The organism is Nocardia higoensis NBRC 100133, assembly GCF_000308595.1.
GTDB classification, from domain to species: domain Bacteria; phylum Actinomycetota; class Actinomycetes; order Mycobacteriales; family Mycobacteriaceae; genus Nocardia; species Nocardia higoensis.
The window spans coordinates 56338-75945 of the sequence record NZ_BAGA01000138.1; the positions used below are offsets into that span (position 1 = coordinate 56338).

Annotated in this window: 21 protein-coding genes; 15 read left to right on the top strand and 6 right to left on the bottom strand. The window is 69.9% G+C overall.

What is annotated here, in order from left to right; genetic code table 11:
- The first annotated feature begins 19 nt into the window (after positions 1-19).
- Positions 20-277 carry a monovalent cation/H+ antiporter complex subunit F gene (locus ON26_RS24910; RefSeq protein ID WP_040799165.1) on the top strand — a complete coding sequence of 86 codons (258 nt, stop codon included), beginning with the start codon at positions 20-22 and terminating at the stop codon, positions 275-277.
- Positions 277-627, top strand: a complete 351-nt coding sequence (gene mnhG, locus ON26_RS24915) for a monovalent cation/H(+) antiporter subunit G (protein WP_040799168.1) — start codon at positions 277-279, stop codon at positions 625-627. The genes ON26_RS24910 and mnhG overlap by 1 nt, the downstream gene beginning before the upstream one ends.
- A gap of 21 nt (positions 628-648) precedes the next feature.
- On the opposite strand, the gene ON26_RS24920 is transcribed toward mnhG, so the two are convergent.
- The 5 genes from ON26_RS24920 to napA form a co-directional block, all read right to left on the bottom strand.
- Complete coding sequence (locus tag ON26_RS24920) at positions 649-1926, bottom strand: phosphatase PAP2 family protein (protein WP_040799336.1); 1278 nt, start codon at positions 1924-1926, stop codon at positions 649-651.
- 185 nt (positions 1927-2111) lie between these two features.
- Positions 2112-3254 (bottom strand): glutamate--cysteine ligase, encoded by a 1143-nt coding sequence (locus tag ON26_RS24925; RefSeq protein WP_040799171.1) that lies wholly within the window; start codon positions 3252-3254, stop codon positions 2112-2114.
- A gap of 17 nt (positions 3255-3271) precedes the next feature.
- Positions 3272-3961 carry a superoxide dismutase[Cu-Zn] gene (gene sodC / locus ON26_RS24930; RefSeq protein WP_040799173.1) on the bottom strand — a complete coding sequence of 230 codons (690 nt, stop codon included), beginning with the start codon at positions 3959-3961 and terminating at the stop codon, positions 3272-3274.
- Positions 3962-4101: 140 nt separating this feature from the next.
- Positions 4102-4674, bottom strand: coding sequence for a LytR C-terminal domain-containing protein (locus ON26_RS24935; RefSeq protein ID WP_040799175.1), 573 nt, complete (start codon positions 4672-4674; stop codon positions 4102-4104).
- Positions 4675-4768: 94 nt separating this feature from the next.
- Positions 4769-5137 (bottom strand): nucleoid-associated protein NapA, encoded by a 369-nt coding sequence (napA, locus tag ON26_RS24940; RefSeq protein WP_040799177.1) that lies wholly within the window; start codon positions 5135-5137, stop codon positions 4769-4771.
- Between the two features lie 187 nt (positions 5138-5324).
- Here napA and ON26_RS24945 point away from each other — a divergent pair, with 187 nt between their 5' ends.
- The 11 genes from ON26_RS24945 (at position 5325) to ON26_RS24995 (ending at position 16420) form a co-directional block, all read left to right on the top strand.
- Entirely contained in the window at positions 5325-5915 is a 591-nt protein-coding gene (locus ON26_RS24945; protein ID WP_040799179.1) for a peptide deformylase, read from the top strand.
- Complete coding sequence (locus tag ON26_RS24950; RefSeq protein ID WP_040799181.1) at positions 5905-6879, top strand: N-acetylglutamate synthase, CG3035 family; 975 nt, start codon at positions 5905-5907, stop codon at positions 6877-6879. Before ON26_RS24945 ends, ON26_RS24950 begins: the two co-directional genes overlap by 11 nt.
- Before the next feature lie 34 nt (positions 6880-6913).
- Positions 6914-7765 (top strand): exodeoxyribonuclease III, encoded by an 852-nt coding sequence (locus ON26_RS24955; protein WP_051027526.1) that lies wholly within the window; start codon positions 6914-6916, stop codon positions 7763-7765.
- Between the two features lie 210 nt (positions 7766-7975).
- On the top strand, positions 7976-9397 hold the full coding sequence (locus ON26_RS24960; RefSeq protein ID WP_040799340.1) for a sensor histidine kinase: 1422 nt from the start codon (positions 7976-7978) through the stop codon (positions 9395-9397).
- Complete coding sequence (locus ON26_RS24965) at positions 9394-9813, top strand: roadblock/LC7 domain-containing protein (RefSeq protein WP_040799182.1); 420 nt, start codon at positions 9394-9396, stop codon at positions 9811-9813. Before ON26_RS24960 ends, ON26_RS24965 begins: the two co-directional genes overlap by 4 nt.
- Positions 9810-10175, top strand: a complete 366-nt coding sequence (locus ON26_RS24970; RefSeq protein WP_040799184.1) for a DUF742 domain-containing protein — start codon at positions 9810-9812, stop codon at positions 10173-10175. The genes ON26_RS24965 and ON26_RS24970 overlap by 4 nt, the downstream gene beginning before the upstream one ends.
- A 7-nt stretch (positions 10176-10182) precedes the next feature.
- Positions 10183-10788, top strand: a complete 606-nt coding sequence (locus ON26_RS24975; protein WP_245546034.1) for a GTP-binding protein — start codon at positions 10183-10185, stop codon at positions 10786-10788.
- Positions 10785-12059: a cytochrome P450 gene (locus ON26_RS24980; RefSeq protein ID WP_040799187.1), complete on the top strand. Its 1275-nt coding sequence runs from the start codon at positions 10785-10787 to the stop codon at positions 12057-12059. Before ON26_RS24975 ends, ON26_RS24980 begins: the two co-directional genes overlap by 4 nt.
- Positions 12060-13319, top strand: a complete 1260-nt coding sequence (locus tag ON26_RS24985) for a cytochrome P450 family protein (protein WP_040799189.1) — start codon at positions 12060-12062, stop codon at positions 13317-13319.
- 188 nt (positions 13320-13507) lie between these two features.
- Complete coding sequence (locus ON26_RS24990) at positions 13508-14026, top strand: OsmC family protein (RefSeq protein ID WP_040799192.1); 519 nt, start codon at positions 13508-13510, stop codon at positions 14024-14026.
- Between the two features lie 138 nt (positions 14027-14164).
- Positions 14165-16420, top strand: a complete 2256-nt coding sequence (locus tag ON26_RS24995; RefSeq protein ID WP_040799195.1) for an MMPL family transporter — start codon at positions 14165-14167, stop codon at positions 16418-16420.
- Here ON26_RS24995 and ON26_RS31815 read toward each other — a convergent pair.
- On the bottom strand, positions 16406-17158 hold the full coding sequence (locus ON26_RS31815; protein ID WP_051027527.1) for a TetR/AcrR family transcriptional regulator: 753 nt from the start codon (positions 17156-17158) through the stop codon (positions 16406-16408). The two genes, ON26_RS24995 and ON26_RS31815, sit on opposite strands and share 15 nt — an antisense overlap.
- A gap of 98 nt (positions 17159-17256) precedes the next feature.
- On the opposite strand from ON26_RS31815, the gene ON26_RS25005 reads away from it, so the two are divergent.
- Both ON26_RS25005 and thiC read left to right on the top strand, forming a co-directional pair.
- Positions 17257-17724 carry a VOC family protein gene (locus tag ON26_RS25005; protein ID WP_040799197.1) on the top strand — a complete coding sequence of 156 codons (468 nt, stop codon included), beginning with the start codon at positions 17257-17259 and terminating at the stop codon, positions 17722-17724.
- 222 nt (positions 17725-17946) lie between these two features.
- Positions 17947-19590, top strand: a complete 1644-nt coding sequence (gene thiC, locus ON26_RS25010; protein WP_051027529.1) for a phosphomethylpyrimidine synthase ThiC — start codon at positions 17947-17949, stop codon at positions 19588-19590.
- Positions 19591-19608: the final 18 nt, after the last annotated feature.

Consider the following 19608-nt stretch of genomic DNA (forward strand, 5'->3'; position numbering starts at 1 on the left):
TGGACGAGGAGGTGACCAGTTGACCGTCGTCATGACCATCGCGGCCGTGCTCCTGTCGGCCGCCGCCGTGATCACCAGCTATCGCATACTCGCCGGTCCCAGCACCCTGGATCGCATGGTCGGCATGGACTCGCTGACCGCGATCTTCGCCTCCGGCCTGGCGGTGTGGGCCGCCTACACCGGCACCACCCTGGTGCTGCCCGGGATCATCGCGCTGGCGCTGGTCGGCTTCCTCGGCTCGGCCGCCGTCACCCGCTTCCGAGTGAAGGACGACTGATGACCATTGTCCGCGACGCGCTGTCTGGGCTGTTGATCCTCGGCGGATCCGGCCTGTCGTTCACCGCCGCCATCGCCATCGTCCGTTTTCCCGACTCACTGACCCGCATGCACGCGGCCACCAAGCCGCAGATCGTCGGTCTGGTCATGGTGCTGTTCGGCGCGGCGATCAACCTCTACGGCCGCGGCAACATCTGGCTGCTCGCGCTGGTCGGCCTGTTCACCCTGCTGACCGCCCCGGTGATCGCCCATCTGCTCGGCCGCACCGCCTATCGCGAGCAGCGTCACCGTGACGGCCTGCTGCGCGTCAACGAACTCGGCAACGCCCTCGACGGTCCCGAAGTGCCCTGAGCGAACGCCCCGGGGTCGGCCTCAGCGCACCGCGCCGACCGACTCGCCGAGGGGGACGTCCTCGCGCTGCCGCCTGGCGAACCACGTCGCGTGGTACGCCGCGATCATCGCGGCCAGCAGTGCGAGCACGATGCCGCCTGCGGGCACCGGATGGTCGGCCATCTGCACCGCCAGATAGCGGTAGGCCAGCAGCAGCGCGACGAACAACGCGGCGCCGCCCGCGACCAGCCGCACCCGGAACGCCCCCCAGCCGCGCTCGGGATCGCGCAGCGCCGAGTCCACGGTCAAGCACAGCACCGCGCCCGCCACCAGATCGACGCCGTAGTGATAGCCGAAGCCGAGGGTCGCGGCCAGCGTGGCCACCAACCAGAAGGTGCCGCCCCAGCGCAGCAGCCGCGGCGCGAGCGAGCCGTCGATGTCGCGACGGCTGTGCAGGAACACCGACAGCGCCCACGCGGTGTGCATGGACGGCATGCAGTTGCGCGGCGTCGCCTCGTCGAAGGCCAAACCCGAGGGGTTGCGGTCGATCGGCGGCACCATGTCCGGCCAGTAGTTGCCGACCTGGAGTCCGTGCCCGTCGGCACCGAAGGCGAACATCGGTCCGACGACGGGGAAGAACACATAGATCAACGGACCGACCAGACCGAGCACCAGGAAGGTGCGGACCAGGTAGTGACCGGGCCAGCGGCCGGAGTCGACCACCCGCCGCAACTGCCATGCCGCCACCACGATCGCGGCCACCGGCAGTTCGATGTAGACCCAGTGCAGTACCGCGTAGACCACCGGGCCGAGGGTGTCGAGCACGCGGCCCATCACCCAGGACGGGTCGCCGAGCGCGTGGTCGGCCAGCATCACGTATTCGTCGAGCACTTCGGGCGAGGCGGTCACCGTCAGGCTCAGCCACACATCGCCGACCTTGGTCGCCAGGATCAGCAGCGCGCCGAGTCCGGCCGCCCGCAAGGCATTGCGCTGGTCGACGCCGCGCCAGCGCAGCCAGGCGATCAGCGCCAGGGCGGTGAGCACGAGCACCGGGCCGTTGCCGATGGTGGGCGGCGCACCGGCCAGCAGCCGCGCCCCCGCCGCGACCAGATCGATGGCGACCGCCGCGCCGAGCGCGATCAGCCTGCGCCGCATCGAGATTCCGACCAGCGCCAGCAGCAGCCCGGCCCACGGCACCGACATGGACTTCGGGGTGCCCGCGTAGTCCTTCCACAGGCTCTCCAGCGGCCCCTCGAAACCGTTGCGCAGCGCGACGATCTGCAACGCGATCAGCAGCAGCGGTACACCGGCGAGAATCATCCGAATCCGCAGACGAGACGACAGCACCGTCCGCGAGGCGCGCTTCTCTGTGGAATTCGGGTTCTCGACCAGCACGCCGACCATAGTAAACGGACGGTGAACGGCGCCCCGCCGGATGACTGAACAACCGACAACCGACGGGCACGCTCGTCGGCGCCGACGTCACGCGAGCCGGTCGTCGAGGGTCAGTGCTCGAGTTCCTTCACCAGAGCGTCCACGACCGCCACCAGATCGCCCTGCGCGGCCGCGGCGACCTTGCGCTGACGCTGATACGAGGCGCCGCGTTCGGGAATCTCGGCCACCGCGGCGAGTTCGTCCGCGCAGCCCAGCTTCTTCGCGGTCGGCTCCAGCCGGTTCAGCAGATCCATCAGGTCGTCGGTCACCAGCCGCTCGTTGCTGTCGGCATCGGTGATGACGATGGCGTCGAGCCCGTATCGCGCGGCCCGCCACTTGTTCTCCTGCACATGCCAGGGCGGCAGCGTGATCAGCTGTTCCCCGTTCTCGACGCGCGCGTCCAGATCCACCACCAGGCAGTGGATCAACGCCGCCAGCGCCGCCAGCTCGGCACGGGAGGGCACGCCGTCGCAGATGCGGACCTCGATGGTGCCCCACTTGGGCGCGGGCCGGATGTCCCAGTGCAGCCCGCCGAGATGTTCGAACACACCGGTTTTCGTCTCGTCGTGCACGAAACTCTCGAATTGGCTCCAGTTCTCGAACTGGAACGGCAGGCCCGCGGTGGGCAGCTGCTGGAACATCAGCGTGCGATTGCTGGCGTACCCGGTGTCGGCGCCCGCCCACATCGGCGAGGACGCCGACAACGCCAGCAGATGCGGGTAGGTCGTGAGCAGCGCGTTCAGGATCGGGAACACCTTCTCCCGATGGGAGACCCCGACGTGCACGTGCACGCCCCAGATCATCATCTGCCTGCCCCACCACTGGGTGCGCTCGATGAGCTCGTCGTAATGCGCCGAGCGGGTGAGCTGCTGGGTGGACCATTGGGCGAAGGGATGGGTGCCCGCGCAGAACAGGTCGACACCGAGGCCGTCGGCGGCGCGGCGGACCTTGTCCATCGTGCCGCCGAGATCCTCGACCGCGCCGCCCACCGTCTCGTGCACGCCGGTGACGAGCTCGACGGTGTTGCGCAGCAGTTCCTTGGAGACCTGCGGCGTGCCGTCCCAGGCCCGCGGGTCACCGACCGCGTCGAAGACCGCGGCGGCGGTGTTGGACAGATCCCTGGTGACCTTGTCGACCAGCGCGATCTCCCACTCGATCCCGATGGTCGGCCGGGGTGATCCCCCGAACTCGATGTTCTGGATTGCCCCGGCCATCTCGATCCCCCGTCCGGCTACTGGACGACGCCGCAGGCGACCCTTCCGCCCGCGTCGCCGGTCGACAGCGTGGTGGCGTCCGGACCGGCGCCCCCTTCACGCTGGTATCGATCAGGAATGTTACCGAAGTTGTCGGCGCCCGCGTGGATGATCAGGGCCTTGCCCTTGATCTGGTCCAGGCTCACCGAGCTGGTGGTGGTGACGAGCTTGGCCGAGCCGTCCGAGCGCACCTGCAGCGAGGTCAGGTCGCCGCTGGCCGGATGCGCGTCGTTGCCGCCGACCTGGAGGTGGCCGCCCGCGGAGAGGAAGTCGCCGGCCGGGCCGCCGCTGGGGGCGGTGGAGTTGGGCTCACACTTGCCGACCTGGTGCAGGTGCAGGCCGTGGAAGCCGGGCTGCAGACCGCTGGCCTCGACGGTGACCACGAGGTGGCCGGGTTCCTCGGTGAAGGTGGCGGTACCGACGGAGGAGCCGGAGGCGTTCTTCAGTTCGGCGGTGGCGTCCGCGTGCGGCTTACCGGAGTCCGCGCCCTGCCCGTGCTCCTCGCCCGTTGCCGCGGGCCCGGACGAACCGGTCCACACCGGTGGCGTCGTTCCTTTGACATCGCTGGATTCCTGGCTGTTCGAGCAGGCGGCGAGGCCGAAGACCGCGACCGCAAGCACCGGGGGCACAGTCCGCCAGGACGGGCGACGAGTTGTGGACGAGGCCATCGGGGAACTCCTTTACGAGTACCGAGTTCGAATAGGGCTGGGTGGACGCGTTTCGTTACCGGTCACGATGATGCCACGCCCGTCACGCCCTCCGGCTGAGCGCCCCCTCGCCGGGCCGTGGCCGTGTCCGCGCCGCGCGGTCAGTTCCCGGTCAAGATCACGACCACGCCTGCCGAGCCGTCGCCGAGACCGGGGGACTTCGGCGCGACAGCGGCGCCGAGTTCGGCGGCGATGGCTTCCGCCGCCGCCTTATCGCTCGGCGAATTCCCGTAGTACACAGTGGTTTCCGCGATCGTACCGGCCGCGTAGTTGTCCGCCCTGACGTTGGTCCAGCCGCTGGCCGCCAGCTTGTCGGCGGTGCGTCCGGCCAGGCCGACGACCAGGCTGTTGTTGAGCACCTGCACCGGCACCGACCGGTCGAGGCCGGGGGCGGGCGGCGCGGCCAGCGGCGTCTCGGGCGGTTCGGTCGCGCTGGTCGCCACGGTGGTCTTTTCGGCCTCGGCCGTCGCGGTCGGCGTCCGGGCCGCGGTGGTGGTCGTCGTCGGCGCGGCGGCCGCCGTGGAGGTCGCCGGGGCGGCGGAATCCTCGCCGTCGGAATCCGCACTCGACATCGACATCGCGCCCAGGCCGGCGAACACGATGGCCAGCGCGATCAACACCATCGCCAGCGCGCGCAACGGCGGCCCGCCGGAGGTGGGATTGGGGTAGCTCACCGTGCCGACCCTAGTCGCTCGAACCCCGAGCGCGCCCGCATCGGGCCCGCGAAACGCGCGATCGCCGCCGACATCGCATCCACCGACCGCGAGCTCATACCTGGAAACCGAGGCGCCGCGCGGCCCGCGCCTTCTGCCTGCTCGCCCGCAGCCTGCGCAGTCGCTTCACCAGCATCGGGTCGGCGGCCAGCGCCTCCGGCCGGTCCACCACGGCGTTGAGCACCTGGTAGTAGCGGGTCGGGGACATGCCGAACAGTTCGCGGATGGCTTCTTCTTTGGCGCCGGCGTACTTCCACCACTGCCGCTCGAAGGCCAGGATGTCGAGTTCGCGGCGGGACAGTCCGCTGGGGTCGGGCGCCGCGTCGCCTGCGCTGTTGCCGTCCACACCACTTGCACCCGCGTCGCCGCCGGTGGGTAGGTCGTTGCCGATCGCGGAAGGATTCCGAGCCGCTGCGCCGTCCATCTCGCTCCCTCGCCGAGTGCTCTCCAGACGAAAAATAGGGTGCTCGTCCGTCGCGGTTCATTGAACCACGGTGACCGTAGGCGTCCCGGGCCAAACCGCGGCGTGTTGCTTACCGGCCGGTAGGTCCGCGCTTCGGGGTTCCGGTCCGCCGCTGGTCAACATGGCACGGCGGGTAGGCTTTCCGGTCATGGCAATCCTCCCCATCGTGATCGTCGGCGACCCGGTGCTCCACAATCCGACCCAACCGGTGGACCGTTCCCCGGAGGAACTGGCGGGTCTGGTCGCGGATATGTACGAGACGATGGACGCCGCCAACGGCGTCGGCCTGGCCGCCAATCAGGTGGGTGTCCCGCTGCGCCTGTTCGTCTACGACTGCCCCGACTTCGGCACGGACGGCAAGCCGGTACGCAGGCGCGGCGCGGTGATCAACCCGGTGCTGGAGACCTCGGAGATCCCCGAGACCATGCCCGACCCGGACGACGACGAGGAAGGCTGCCTGTCGGTGCCCGGCGAGCAGTTCCCGACCGGACGCGCGAAGTGGGCCAGAGTCACCGGCACCGACGAGAACGGCGACCCGGTCGACATCAGCGGCGAGGGCTTCTTCGCGCGGATGCTGCAGCACGAGGTCGGCCATCTCGACGGCTTCCTCTACGTCGACAAGCTGATCGGCCGCCACGCCCGCGCGGCGAAGAAGACGATCAAGCGCAGGGGCTGGGGCACGCCGGGCCTGAGCTGGGTCCCCGGCGACGTGCCGGACCCGTTCGGCCATGACGACTGATCCGGCTCCCTCGCCGGCGATCGAACCCGGCCGCCGGGTGGTGCTGCGCTACCGGCTGCCCGCCGGCAGTTCCCCGCCGCTGACCGACGTGATCGGCGAGGTACTCGCGCTGGACCCGCTGACCGTGCGCGACAGCGCGGGCGGCACCGTCACCGTCACCGCCGACCAGATCGTCGCGCTGCGCGCCCTCGGCCCCCGCCCGGTCCGCACCGGCGAGATCCGCGCACTGGAAGCGGCGGCCGCCGACGCCTGGCCCGGCCTGGAATACGAGATGATCGACGGCTGGCTGGCCCGCGCCGGGCACGGCTACACCGACCGCGCGAATTCGGCTGTGCCGCTCGGACTTCCGGGCCGACCCGCCCTGCTGGGCCGCGACGTGCTGCACCGGCTGACCGAATGGTTCGCCGCGCGCGAGCTGCCGCCGCGCCTGGTGCTGCCCGACCGGCTGGCGCCCGCGCCGCCGGGCTGGCACACCTGGGGCGAGACCCTGGTGCTCGGCATCGATATCGAGAACTTCGTACTCCCCCAGGGTCCGTCGATGGTCCGCATCGCGCCCGAACCCGACGAGGCCTGGCTGCAGATGCACGCGCTGCGCGGGGAGGCGCCGCCCGAGCAGCCGGTCGCCCCGCCCGACTACGAGGTGCTCACGGCGGTCCGTGAGGGCGCGCTCGGCTTCGCCTCGCTGGGCCTGCCCCGCCCCATCGCCATCGCCCGCGGTGCGCTGACCACCGCCCCCGACGGCCGCCGCTGGGTCGGGCTGACCTGTGTCTCGGTCGCCGCCGAGCATCGCAGGCACGGCTTGGCCGTCCTGGTGAACGCGGAGCTGATCCGCTGGGGCCGCGATCGCGGCGCCACCCACGCCTACGTCCAGGTCGCCGCGAACAACGCGGGCGCGCTCGCGCTCTACCGCGACCTCGGTTTCGTCGACCACCACCACTACCGCTACGCCGCCCCGGCGTCGTGACCCCGGCACCGCCCGCGGTGAGGAAGGCTCTTTCGTGCGACTGGCCACCTGGAATGTCAATTCGATCCGCTCCCGAGTGGACCGGGTGACCGCCTGGCTCGACGAGCACGACATCGACGTGCTGGCCATGCAGGAAACCAAGTGCCGCGACGACCAGTTCCCCTTCGAGCGCTTCGACGAACTCGGCTACGAGGTGGCCCACCTCGGCGTGAACCAGTGGAACGGCGTGGCCATCGCCTCCCGCGTGGGACTCGACGACGTGGCGAGCGCCTTCCCCGGCCAGCCCGGCTTCGACAAGGAAGCCGCGACCGCCCTGCTGCCCAGCCCGGTGGTGGAATCGCGGGCGCTGGCGGCGACCTGCGGTGGCGTGCGGGTGTGGAGCCTGTATGTGCCCAACGGCCGCGCCCTCGACGATCCGCACTACACCTACAAACTCGAATGGCTGTCGGTGCTGCGCGACAATGCCGAGCGGTGGCTGGCCGAACGTCCCGAGGCCAGGATCGCGCTGGTCGGCGATTGGAACATCGCGCCGACCGATGACGACGTGTGGAATCCGGAGCTGTTCCGGGACAAGACGCACACCTCCGGTCCCGAGCGCGCGGCCTTCACCGCCGTCCTGGACACCGGATTCACCGATGTGATGCGCCCGTTCGCTCCCGGCCCCGGCGTCTACACCTACTGGGACTACACCCAGCTGCGCTTCCCACGCAAGGAAGGCATGCGCATCGATTTCGTGCTGGCCTCTCCGGCTCTGGCGGCCACCGTCGTCGACGCGGGCGTCGACCGAGAAGCCAGGAAAGGCAAGGGCGCCAGCGACCACGCGCCCGTGATCGCCGAATTCGACATCCCGGCCGAGGCGGGCGCTCGGGGCGCCGACTCCCGCTGAATCAGCCGCTTGCACACCGGGATCGCCCGCTGCGCAACCCGACGGACCGCCCTGCCAGGGCGTTTGTCCCCGGGTGGCCAATGCCCATGGAGCTGGCTATGCTTTGGCCCGATTGATGCTTGTCGGGGCGCGTATTTCGATCGACTCGGCGACGCAGAAGGGGAGCTGCGACAGCACGGGCCAGCCCCCGCGAGCGTGAAAGTGCAGGGCGTGTCAGATTCATCGAATCCGTCGGCGGACGAACAGACGGTTCCCGGGCGTGCGGCCCTCGCAACGGTCCCGGCACTGTGTATCGCCGTCACCGCCGGATCGGCCGCTGCGGCCTACCTGCTCACGGAGGGATGGGCCCGCATCCCGCTCACCGTCGGCATCGCCGTCGTCGGCGCCCTGCTGACGATCGCGGTGTTCGCCGCGCTCTGGTTCCGCCGTAGAGCCGCGATGACCGCGCGTGCGGTGACCGCCGCCGAGAGCCGGGCCGCCGAGGCCGAGCGCAGCCGTCAGGATGCCGAGAGTCGTTGCGCGGCAATGGAATCAATGGTGGCCGAGGAGCGCGCCGCAACGTCCAGGGCGATCGACGTCGCCCGCCGCGACGAGAGCCGCAGGACCGCCGCGCTGGCCGCCTTCGCCGGCGCCGCCGGACGCATCCAGGCGATGACCACCAGCATGCTCGCCGAGTTGCGCGAGATGGAGCACCGTCACGAAGATCCCAAGGTGCTGGCCGATCTGCTGCTGCTCGACCACCGCACGGCCCAGGCGGGCAGGCTGGCCGACTCCATCGCGGTACTCAGCGGCGCGCGCTCGGGTAGACGCTGGGCCAAGCCGATCAGCATGGAGTCGATCCTGCGCGGCGCGATGGGCCGGGTCGCCGGTTACCAGCGGGTGCGGCTGCGCGCGATCGCCGAGATCGCCGTCGCCGGGCACGCCGCCGAAGGCGTGATGCACGCACTCGCCGAGCTGCTCGACAACGCCTGCAACTTCTCCCCGCCGACCACCGAAGTGCACGTCTACGCCGCCGAAGTCCCCGCGGGCGTCATCGTCACCATCGAGGACAGCGGCCTGGTGATGGGCGAATCCGCGCTGCGCCGAGCCGAACTCGCGGTGTCGAGCGGGCGCGACGGCAACACTCAGGCCGAGGCCGACCTGGCCGCGCTCACCGGCACCCGGCTCGGCCTCGCCGTCGTCGGCCACCTGGCACGCAAGCACGGTCTCACCGTCTCCTACCGCCCGTCGGCCATCGGCGGCACCGCGGTGGTCGTGGTGGTCCCGCGCGAACTCACCGCCCAGCTCGACAACGCCCACACACCCGCCTCGGTCCGGGCCTCGGCCCCCGCTCCCATCGCGGCCGTCGCGTCCGCGCCGCAAGCGCACCAGGAACCGGCCCGGGCTCAACTGCTCGGCGACGACGCACCGCTGCCGAAGCGCAAGCGCGGCCAGACGCTGGCCGCTGCCCACCCCGAGGGCCTGGTCGAAAAGCGCACCCCGGGTTCGGCCACCCTGCGCGCCGCGCAGGAACCGACGTCGCCGCCCACGCGGCCCGCCGCGCTGGGAGCTTTCCAACGGGCGTTCGCCGGGCGTGACGCCCAGGATCACGTCCCCCCGTCCCCGCCCGTCGCTCTGGAGAACGATCGATGACCTCTTCGACCACCCCCGCTCAGCTCGGCTGGCTGCTCGAGCAGTTGCTACAGCGCACCCCGCAGACCAGGCACGCGCTACTGCTGTCCGGTGACGGCCTGAAGATCTGCCACACGCCGGAGCTGACCATCGACAAGGCCGACCAGCTGGCCGCCATCGCCGCGGGCATCCAGTCCCTCGCCCACGGCGCCTCGGCCGAATTCGGGGACGGCAGAAGCGGTGTGCGCCAATCGATGACCGAGTTCTACGGCGGCATCCTGTTCATCGTCGAAGCCGGCCTCGGCGCGCATCTGGCCGTGCTGGCCGACGAGGACGCCGACGCCGGACTGATCGGCCACAACATGCGCGAACTCGTCGAGCAGCTCGGCGATCAGCTCACCGCCGCACCGCGAGTAGCCGGGGCGAGCAGAACGTGAGCAGATCCAGACCGGGACGTGACGACAGCCCCGACCGGCTCTACACGCTCACCGGTGGCCGCAGCCAACCCGACACGGACTCTTTCGATCTGGTGACCCTGGTGGTCAGCGAATCCGAGCCTGCGCCGGGCATGCCCTCCGAGCACGCCGCGATCCTGCGCATCTGCCGTTCCCCCACCTCGGTGGTGGAGATCGCGGCCGAGTTGCGGCTGCCGGTCGGCATCACCACGGTGTTGCTCTCCGACCTGCTGGCGGCGGGCAAGATCACCGTGCGTCATCCACGAGCCGGGCGCTACGGCGACCACCTGGTTCTCGACTCCACCACCCTCGAGAAGGTGCTTGTTGGACTCCGCAGTCTCTAACACATCGATGGCGACGACCGCGCCCCTGCGGTCGGAGGTGCCACTGCTCGGCACCGCCAGCCAGGGCCTCAAAATCGTCATCGTCGGCGGTTTCGGCGTGGGCAAGACCACCATGGTCCGTTCGGTCAGTGAGATCCGCCCGTTGGACACCGAGGCCACCATGACCGACGCGGGCGTGGGCATCGACGATCCCACCGGCGCCCCCGGCAAGTCGACGACCACCGTGGCCTTCGACTTCGGCCGCATCACCATCGACGCCGAGAACGTGCTCTACCTGTTCGGCGCCCCGGGCCAGCAGCGCTTCTGGTTCCTGTGGGACCGGTTGTTCAGCGGTGCGCTCGGCGCGATCGTGCTCGTGGATCGCCGCCGGATCTCGGACTCGTGGTATGCCATCGACCGGCTGGAGAGCCAGGGCACCGCTTTCGTGGTGGCCTGCAACAACTTCGGCGGCGAGACGCAGCAACTCGACGAGGTACGCGACGCACTGGACCTGGATCCCGATGTGCCGCTGCTGGATTGCGACGCGCGCTCACGCGAGTCGTGTAAGCAGGTACTGGTCACCTTGGTCGAGCAACTGTACGCGCGCGCCCGGGCGAACGGAGGGCTGTCGTGAGTTCCCCCGAGCAGGCCACCGCCCCGCCGGTCGGATGCCCCGCGCATCCGGGCGCGGTGCCGTTGGACGGCCCCGAATTCCTCGCCGATCCCTACGGCCTCTACGCCCGCGTGCGGCGCGAGTACGGCCCGGTGGTGCCGGTGGAGCTGTTCGGCGGCTTCCCGGCCTGGCTGGTGATCGGTTATCGCGAACTCCACCAGGTGACAAGCGATTCCGAGCTGTTCAACCGCAAGTCCGACAACTGGAACCAGTGGCCGAACGTCCCCGAGGACTGGCCGCTACGCCCGATGATCGGCATGCCGGTGCCCTCGATCTACTACACCGTCGGCGCCGAGCACCGCAGGCACTCCGAAGTGGTGGAAGCCGCGCTCGACGGGGTGGATCCGTTCGCGCTGCGTCGCACCGTCGAGGACATCGCCGACCGGTTGATCGACTCGTTCTGCGGGCGTGGCCGGGCCGATCTGGTGCCCGAGTACGCCGAGCCGCTGCCGCTGCTGGCGCTGGCCTCCACACTCGGCCTGTCCCCCGAGGAGGGCTCGCTGCTGGCCTGGACCATGCGCGCGTTCTCGCAGGGCGGCGCCGACGCCCAGGCCGCGCACGTGCGCTTCTACGAGCAGATCTCGCGCCTGGTCGCCAAGGCCAGGGTCACCGGCGGCGACGACATCGTCACCCGCATACTCGACTACCCCGCGCCGTTCACCGAGCAGGAGACCATCCACAACCTGATGGCCATCACGGCGGCGGGCTACCTGCCCACCTCCGACTGGTTGGTGAACTCGGTGCGCCTCATGCTCGTCGACGACCGCTTCGCGGCCGCACTCGGCGGCGGCAGGCACAGCATCGGCCAGGCCATGAACGAAGTGCTGTGGGAGGACGCGCCGACCCAGATCCTGGCCGGCCGCTGGGCCACCCGCGACACCCGGCTCGGCAACCAGGTCATCCGGGCAGGCGACATGCTGCTGCTCGGGCTCGGCGCCGCCAATTCCGACCCGCACGTGCGCCAGCAACTCGGCGACGCGCCCGAACCGGCGCAGTCGGGCAACAGCGCGCACTTCGCCTTCAGCCACGGCGAATTCCGCTGCCCGTTCCCGGCCCAGCAGATCGCCGAGGTGATCGCCCGCACCGGTATCGAAGTGCTGCTCGACCGGCTGCCCGATATCGATCTCGCCGTCCCCGAGCACGAACTGGTCCGCAAGCCCAACCCGTGGCTGCGCGGTATGAGCAGCGTGCCCGTCCGCTACACACCGGTTCCCGTCGTCGGAGGTTTTTAAGTGAGTTGCCCGCACACAGACCCAGATCATGCCGGGAGCGACAGCTCCGACACCATCGTCATCGACCCGCTGATCTCGGACCTGGCGGGCGAGACCAGCCGGCTGCGTGAGTCGGGTCCCCTGGCGAAGATCGAATTGCTCGGCGTGCCCGCCTACACCGTCACCCGGCACGCGCTGGCCAGACAGCTGCTCACCGACAGCAGGCTGGTCAAGGACATCAACTCCTGGTCGCTGTGGCAGACCGGCGCCGTCACCAGGCAGTGGCCGCTGATCGGCATGATCGATGTGGACCGCTCGATGTTCAGCGTGGACGGCACCGAGCACCGCAGGCTGCGTATCAAGACCACGCAGGCGCTGACCCGCCGCCGCCTGGACGCGCTGAAGCCCCGCATCGAGCAGTACGTCGCCGAACTGCTCGGCGATCTGGAGCGCGCCGCCGCCGGGGGCGAGCCCGTCGATCTGAAGGCGATCTTCGCCTATCCGCTGCCGATGCAGGTGATCGGCGACCTGATGGGCGTGCCCGAGTCCGATCAGCAGATGCTGCTCGACTGGTACAAGGCGTTCTTCTCGATCATGACCCCGCAGGACGAGCGCCTGCAGGTGATCGATCTGCTGGACGAGTACTTCACCGCGATGGTGCGCGCCAAGACCGCCGAGCCGGGCGACGACTTCACCTCCGCGCTGATCTACTCCACCGACGAGGAGACCCCGCTCACCGAGGAAGAGGTGATCGGCAACCTCAAGGCGCTGGTCGCCGCGGGCCACGAGACCACCGTCAACCTGATCCTGGCCACGGTGCGCGCGCTGCTCGCCGACCCGGATCAGATGGCGCTGGTGCGCTCGGGCGAGGTGTCCTGGGAGACCGCCATCGAGGAGACGCTGCGCTTCGACGGCCCGGTGATCCACCTGCTCATGCGCTTCGCCACCGAGGACATCGACCTCGGCGACGCGGTCGTCCCGAAGGGCGCGGGCGTGGTCATCTCCTACCGCGCGATCGGCCGCGACACCGAGGTGCACGGCGCGGACGCGGACGTCTTCGACATCACCCGCGCCACCGCCAACCGGCACATCTCCTTCGGCTACGGCCCGCACATCTGCCCCGGCGCGGCCCTGGCCAGGCTGGAAGCCTCGATCGCGGTGCCCGCCCTGTTCGAGCGCTTCCCCGAGCTGCGCCTGGCGGTGCCGGTCGAGCAGATCGTGAACATGCCGGTCCTCACCCAGAACGACCTCGCGCAGTTCCCGGTGCACCTCGGCGGCTGACCCGCCGCGTTCGGTTCCGGCCGGCTGGGCGATGACCTTTCGCTCAGCCGGAATACAACTCGTCTCCGCAGGTCAGCGGCCTGCCGTGGACATTTCCGAGCACGGCGGGCCAGGTGCGCGGACCTACTCTCGACGCGTCAGGTGCCGGTGTCCCGCACCGGTTTTTCGCGTCTACGAGGAGTTCGCGCATGACCACCTCCACCTCCGCGCTGGGCGCGGTGATCGCCGCCAACCACGACGCCGTGACCGCCGACGCGTCCCAGGCCGCCGTCGTCTTCAAGGCGTCCGCGACCGCGCACGACGCCGTGGCCAGTACCGTCACCGCGCGCCGGTTCCAGGTCGAGGTGGACGAGCCGCCCGCGCTCGGCGGCGCCGACAGCGCGGCCAACCCGGTCGAGTACTACCTGGCCTCGCTGCTGTCCTGCCAGGTGGTGACCTGGCGGGTGTGGGCGGACAAGCTCGGCATCGCCGTGGACGACATCCGCGCCACCGCCGAGGGCGATCTGGACGTGCGCGGGTTCTTCGGTTTCGACGACGCGGTGCGCCCCGGCTTCGGCGAGGTGCGGGTGCGCGTCGAGATCACCGGCCCCGAGTCGCGCGAGCGCTACCTCGAACTCCAGCGGGCCGTCGACGCCCACTGCCCCGTTCTCGACCTCACCCGCAACCCGACCCCGGTCGTCACCACCCTGGTCACCCCGGAGGTCTGAACCCCTTTCCGAGGGCCGTGACCGGACTCACCCTCGTTGATCGAAGTGGCCAGCATCACCGAGTAACGGCGTTCTGTTCGGACGACCGTACGGTTTACCGTTCGGGGAAACGTTTCTTCGGATGGGGAGCTCGAGTCGATGCTGACCACTCTCGCTCGGTTCGCCACCACGCGACCGCGCGTCGTCCTGGCGGCCGCACTGCTGCTGATGCTGGCCTGCGGCGCCTTCGGCGCGAGCGCGGCGAGCCATATGAAGGCGGGCGGATTCGTCACCGGAGAACTGGAATCGGTCCGCGCCGGCGAATTCCTCAGCGACCATTTCCCCGGCGGCGCAACCAATTACATCCTGCTGGTCACCGCCGAGGAGGGCGCCGACTCGCCTGCCGCCAGGGCCGCGGGCGAGAAGGCCGTCACCCAGCTGGCGCAATTCGCCGAAGTCAGTGGCGTGCAGTCGTATTGGACGACCCGCGCCGACCTGGCCCCGGCCCTGCGCAGCAAGGACGGCAAGAGTGCCCTGGTGATCGCCTACATCGCCGGCGACGACTCCGAACTCACCGAACGCGCCGACCGCATCAGCGAGCAGGTGCAGACCGACGAGAACGGCGTCACCGTGCGCGCGGGCGGCCTCGGCGCGGCCTTCGCCGATATGAACACCCAGATCAGCCAGGACCTGGTCATCGCCGAGGCCATCGCCGTCCCGCTGACCGGTCTGCTGCTCGTCCTGGTGTTCGGCAGTGTCGTCGCGGCCGCCATGCCGGTGGCCATCGGTCTGTTCGCGGTCGTCGCCGCGCTCGGCATCCTGCGCACCCTCACCGTCTTCACCGACGTGTCCATCTACGCGCTGAACATGACCACCGCGCTCGGTCTCGCGCTCGCCATCGACTACAGCCTGTTCATCGTCAGCCGCTATCGCGAGGAATTGGGCCGCGGCCTGGATCCGGCCGCCGCCGTCGTCCGTTCGGTGCAGACCGCGGGCCGCACGGTCGTCTACTCCGCCCTGGTCGTGGCGCTCTCGCTGGCAGCGCTGGCGGTGTTCCCGCAGTACTTCTTCAAGTCCTTCGCCTACGCGGGCGTCGCCGTGGTCTGCGCGGCCGCCGCGGCCGCGGTGATCGTGCTGCCCGCCATGCTCATGCTGCTCGGCGACCGGGTGAACGCCTGGGATCTGCGCGCGGGCGTCCGCAAGCTGCTCGGCAGGCCCGAACCCGTCGCGGTGCCCGCCGAGCGCAGTTTCTGGTACCGCTGGGTGGTCGCGGTGATGCGCCGCGCCGTCCCGATCGCCCTGCTGACCACCGTGCTGCTGCTCCTGGTCGGCTCACCGTTCCTCGGCGCGCGATTCGGTTACCCGGACGACCGCGCCCTCTCCGACGCGCCGAGCCGGGAAGTCGGCGACGAATTGCGCGCGAACTTCCAGGCCGACATGGCCACCAACATCATCATCACGCTGCCCGAATTCGACGGCGAGGTCTCCGAGATCGGCGAGTACGCCGCGGCGCTGTCCAAGGTCCCCGACGTGCCCGCCGTGCTCTCCGGCGCGGGCGTCTACCTCAACGGCCTGAAAGTGGCCGCGCCACTACCGGACATGGTCTCCGAGGCGGGCGCGTTCGTCTCCGTCGGCACCCGCATCGACCCGTACTCCGGCGCGGGCAAGGACCAGCTCGACCAACTGCGCGCCGTCCCCGCCCCCGGCGAGACGGCCTTCGGCGGACCGGGCGCCCTGAACCAGGACTCCCTCGCCGCCATCGGCGAACGCCTCCCGCTGGCCGCCGTCCTGATCGCCATCACCACGCTGGCCCTGCTGTTCCTGTTCACCGGCAGCCTGCTGCTGCCGATCAAGGCGCTGGCCCTGAACATGCTCTCGCTGGCCGCCACGTTCGGCGCGATGGTGTGGGTGTTCCAGGAGGGCCACCTGTCCGGGCTGCTCGGCTTCACCCCCACCGGCAATCTCGACCTGTCCATGCCGATCCTCATGTTCAGCATCGCCTTCGGCGCCTCCATGGACTACGAGGTCTTCCTGCTCTCCCGCATCAGGGAGGAATGGCTGGCCGGCCCGAAGACCACCGAGGGCAACACCCACGCCGTCGCCATGGGCGTGGCCCGCACCGGCCGTATCTTCACCGCCGCCGCGCTGCTGATGAGCATCGTCTTCTTCGCGGTCGCCACCTCCGGAGTGACAGCGATGAAACTGTTCGGCATCGGCTGCGCACTGGCCGTGCTCAGCGACGCCTCGGTGATCCGCGGCCTGCTCGCGCCCGCCCTCATGCGGCTGCTCGGCACCGCCAACTGGTGGGCCCCCGGGCCGCTGGCCGCCCTGCACGCCCGCTTCGGCCTGCACGAAGCCGACGAGCAGCCCGCGGGCGCGCCGGCCGAGCGGGAAGCCGTCTCACTCGGTAAGTGAGGCGCTGCGCCGGGCGGCCACCCGCCCGGCGTAGACCACGCCGACGAACTCGGTGAGATCGTCGATCAATGCCTGTGCGGCCCAGTCGTTTCCATCGAACGTCCCGGCCGATGCGGACTCGTCACCTCGCCCCGCACCGTCGGCGATCCCGGCCGTCCGACCGGCAGCGGCATCGACGCCGGCCTCGACCTGATGCCGGGACCAGTCGGCGACGAGTTCGAACATCCCGCCGATGGTCGCCATCGCCACCGCGAACCTGCGCCGGGTCACCCGCAAGCCCGCCCCCGGTTCGGCAGGCCACTGCGTGTCCAGGAACGCCGCGGCCCAGCGCCGATGTACCCGGCGCTGCCGCCGGACCGCCGACGGCACCTCGGCGACCTCCGCGAACGCGACCTTCAGCAGTCGCGGGTCCTCGGCGATGGTGTGCACGAACGACGTCACGATCGCTGGGCCACGCTGACCGAACGGCCGGTCGGCATAGCGCAGCGCCGTCGTGCTCACCCGGTCGCGGATCCGCGCGGCGAACTCGTCGAGCAGCACCACGTAGCACTGCGTCACCCCGTCGAACGCGGCGTCGAAATCCGGCGTGGCCAGGCCCGCCCGCGCGCAGATCTGCTCCCTGGTGGTCCGCGAGAATCCCTGTTCGGCAAGCACTTCCGTCGCGGCATCGAGCAGCGCTCGTCGCCTGTCGTCTGCTGCCGGGCCGTCGGGCCGCGCGGCGCGATCGTCGCGGGTCACGGGATCCGACTGTAGTGCCCGCCACGGCGATGAATTCGGTGGCTCCGCGTCGTCATTACCAAGAAGACGACCCGACCGGCACAGACAGGAGTTCCGCCATGCAGAAGATCGTCACGAATCTCTGGTACGACGGCGATGCCGAGGAGGCGGCGAAGTTCTACTGTTCGCTCATCCCCAACTCCCGCATCACCACCGTCACCCGCTACACCGAGTCGGGCATGGGCGAGCCCGGCGCGGTGATGACCGTCGATTTCGAACTCGACGGCCAGCGCTTCACCGCCATCAACGGCGGCGGCGAGTTCCACTACACCCACGCCATGTCCCTGCTGATCAACTGCGCCGACCAGCAGGAGGTGGACCGCCTGTGGGAGGCCCTGCTCGACGGCGGCAAGGAGATCGAGTGCGGCTGGCTCACCGACCGCTACGGGGTGCACTGGCAGATCTGGCCCGCCGCGGCCGACGCTCTGATGACCGGCGATCCGGCCGCCGTGGACCGCGCCACCAAGGCCATGCTCGGCATGAAGAAGATCGACTTGAAAGCCATGCAGGACGCCTATAACGGCTGAGTAACGCGCCCGGTTGGTCCTTCTGCACGGAATCGTCCGTTCGGCGGGCGGTCCGGGCACGACGGCGGGTATGGTCGTGCCCGGACGATTTCGTCAGCACAATTCCATCACCAACGGGGGCTCGCACCAGCGGGCTGAGAGGACGGCTAGCCCATCGCGGGCGGTCAGGGCCGTCGACCGTATGAACCTGACCGGGTAATGCCGGCGTAGGGAGGAACAACCATGGCATCGGCCGATCGCACGAACATGCCCGTCGACACCGTCACCACCGGACCGATCGAGGGCAGCGTCAAGCACTATCTCGAGGTCGACGATCTCCGGATTCCGGTGCGTCGCGTCCATCTCACCAACGGCGAGACCTTCGACGTCTACGACACCTCGGGCCCGTACACCGACGACACCGCCGTCATCGACCTGGAAGCCGGGCTGCCCCGGTTGCGCGACGGCTGGACCAAGCCGTCCGCCGAAGGCCCGCGCACTCAGCTGGCCTGGGCCAGGGCCGGCATCGTCACCGACGAGATGCGCTATATCGCCGCCCGCGAGGGCGTCGAGCCCGAACTCGTGCGCGCGGAGGTCGCCGCGGGCCGCGCGGTCATTCCCGCCAACCACAACCACCCCGAACTCGAGCCGACCATCATCGGCAAGAAGTTCCTGGTGAAGATCAACGCCAATATCGGCAACTCGGCGGTCTCGTCCTCGATCGCCGAGGAGGTGGAGAAGATGGTGTGGGCCACCCGCTGGGGCGCCGACACCATCATGGACCTGTCCACCGGCAAGAACATCCACGAGACCCGCGAGTGGATCCTGCGCAACTCCCCCGTCCCGGTCGGCACCGTGCCGATCTACCAAGCGCTGGAGAAGGTCAACGGCGACCCGGCCGCGCTGACCTGGGAGATCTACCGCGACACCGTCATCGAGCAGGCCGAACAGGGCGTCGACTACATGACCGTGCACGCCGGGGTGCTGCTGCGCTATGTGCCGCTCACCGCCAAGCGCGTCACCGGCATCGTCTCCCGCGGCGGTTCCATCATGGCCGCCTGGTGCCTGGCCCACCACCAGGAGTCGTTCCTCTACACGCACTTCGAGGAACTCTGCGAGATCCTGGCCCGCTACGACGTGACCTTCTCCCTCGGCGACGGCCTGCGCCCCGGCTCCATCGCCGACGCCAACGACGAGGCCCAGTTCGCCGAGCTGCGCACCCTCGGCGAGCTGACCAAGATCGCGAAATCCCACGGCGTGCAGGTGATGATCGAAGGCCCCGGCCATGTCCCCATGCACAAGATCGTGGAGAACGTCCGCCTGGAAGAGGAACTCTGTGAGGAGGCCCCCTTCTACACCCTCGGCCCGCTCGCCACCGATATCGCGCCCGCCTACGACCACATCACCTCGGCCATCGGCGCGGCCGTCATCGCCCAGGCGGGCACCGCCATGCTCTGCTACGTCACCCCCAAGGAGCACCTGGGCCTGCCCGACCGCGACGACGTGAAGACCGGCGTCATCACCTACAAGATCGCCGCCCACGCCGCCGACCTCGCCAAGGGGCACCCGCACGCCCAGCAGCGCGACGACGCACTGTCCAAGGCGCGCTTCGAATTCCGCTGGCGCGACCAGTTCGCCCTCTCGCTCGATCCCGACACCGCCCGCGAGTACCACGACGAGACCATGCCCGCCGAGCCCGCCAAGACCGCCCACTTCTGTTCCATGTGCGGTCCGAAGTTCTGCTCGATGCGCATCTCCGCCGACGTCCGCGAATACGCCGAAGCCCACAACCTCACCGATGTGGCGGCGATCGAAGCGGGCATGGCGGAGAAGTCCGCCGAGTTCGCCGGCGCGGGCGGAAAGGTGTATCTCCCGGTCGTGTCGTAATCGACTGCGCGGCCCGGG

Excerpts from the sequence above, each read along its gene's own strand:
- mnhG (WP_040799168.1), top strand. The coding sequence starts at position 277 with ATGACCATTGTCCGCGACGCGCTGTCTGGGCTGTTGATCCTCGGCGGA.
- ON26_RS24920 (WP_040799336.1), bottom strand. The coding sequence starts at position 1,926 with ATGATTCTCGCCGGTGTACCGCTGCTGCTGATCGCGTTGCAGATCGTC.
- ON26_RS24925 (WP_040799171.1), bottom strand. The coding sequence starts at position 3,254 with ATGGCCGGGGCAATCCAGAACATCGAGTTCGGGGGATCACCCCGGCCG.
- sodC (WP_040799173.1), bottom strand. The coding sequence starts at position 3,961 with ATGGCCTCGTCCACAACTCGTCGCCCGTCCTGGCGGACTGTGCCCCCG.
- napA (WP_040799177.1), bottom strand. The coding sequence starts at position 5,137 with ATGGACGGCGCAGCGGCTCGGAATCCTTCCGCGATCGGCAACGACCTA.
- ON26_RS24945 (WP_040799179.1), top strand. The coding sequence starts at position 5,325 with ATGGCAATCCTCCCCATCGTGATCGTCGGCGACCCGGTGCTCCACAAT.
- ON26_RS24950 (WP_040799181.1), top strand. The coding sequence starts at position 5,905 with ATGACGACTGATCCGGCTCCCTCGCCGGCGATCGAACCCGGCCGCCGG.
- ON26_RS24965 (WP_040799182.1), top strand. The coding sequence starts at position 9,394 with ATGACCTCTTCGACCACCCCCGCTCAGCTCGGCTGGCTGCTCGAGCAG.
- ON26_RS24975 (WP_245546034.1), top strand. The coding sequence starts at position 10,183 with ATGGCGACGACCGCGCCCCTGCGGTCGGAGGTGCCACTGCTCGGCACC.
- ON26_RS24990 (WP_040799192.1), top strand. The coding sequence starts at position 13,508 with ATGACCACCTCCACCTCCGCGCTGGGCGCGGTGATCGCCGCCAACCAC.
- ON26_RS24995 (WP_040799195.1), top strand. The coding sequence starts at position 14,165 with ATGCTGACCACTCTCGCTCGGTTCGCCACCACGCGACCGCGCGTCGTC.
- ON26_RS25005 (WP_040799197.1), top strand. The coding sequence starts at position 17,257 with ATGCAGAAGATCGTCACGAATCTCTGGTACGACGGCGATGCCGAGGAG.
- thiC (WP_051027529.1), top strand. The coding sequence starts at position 17,947 with ATGGCATCGGCCGATCGCACGAACATGCCCGTCGACACCGTCACCACC.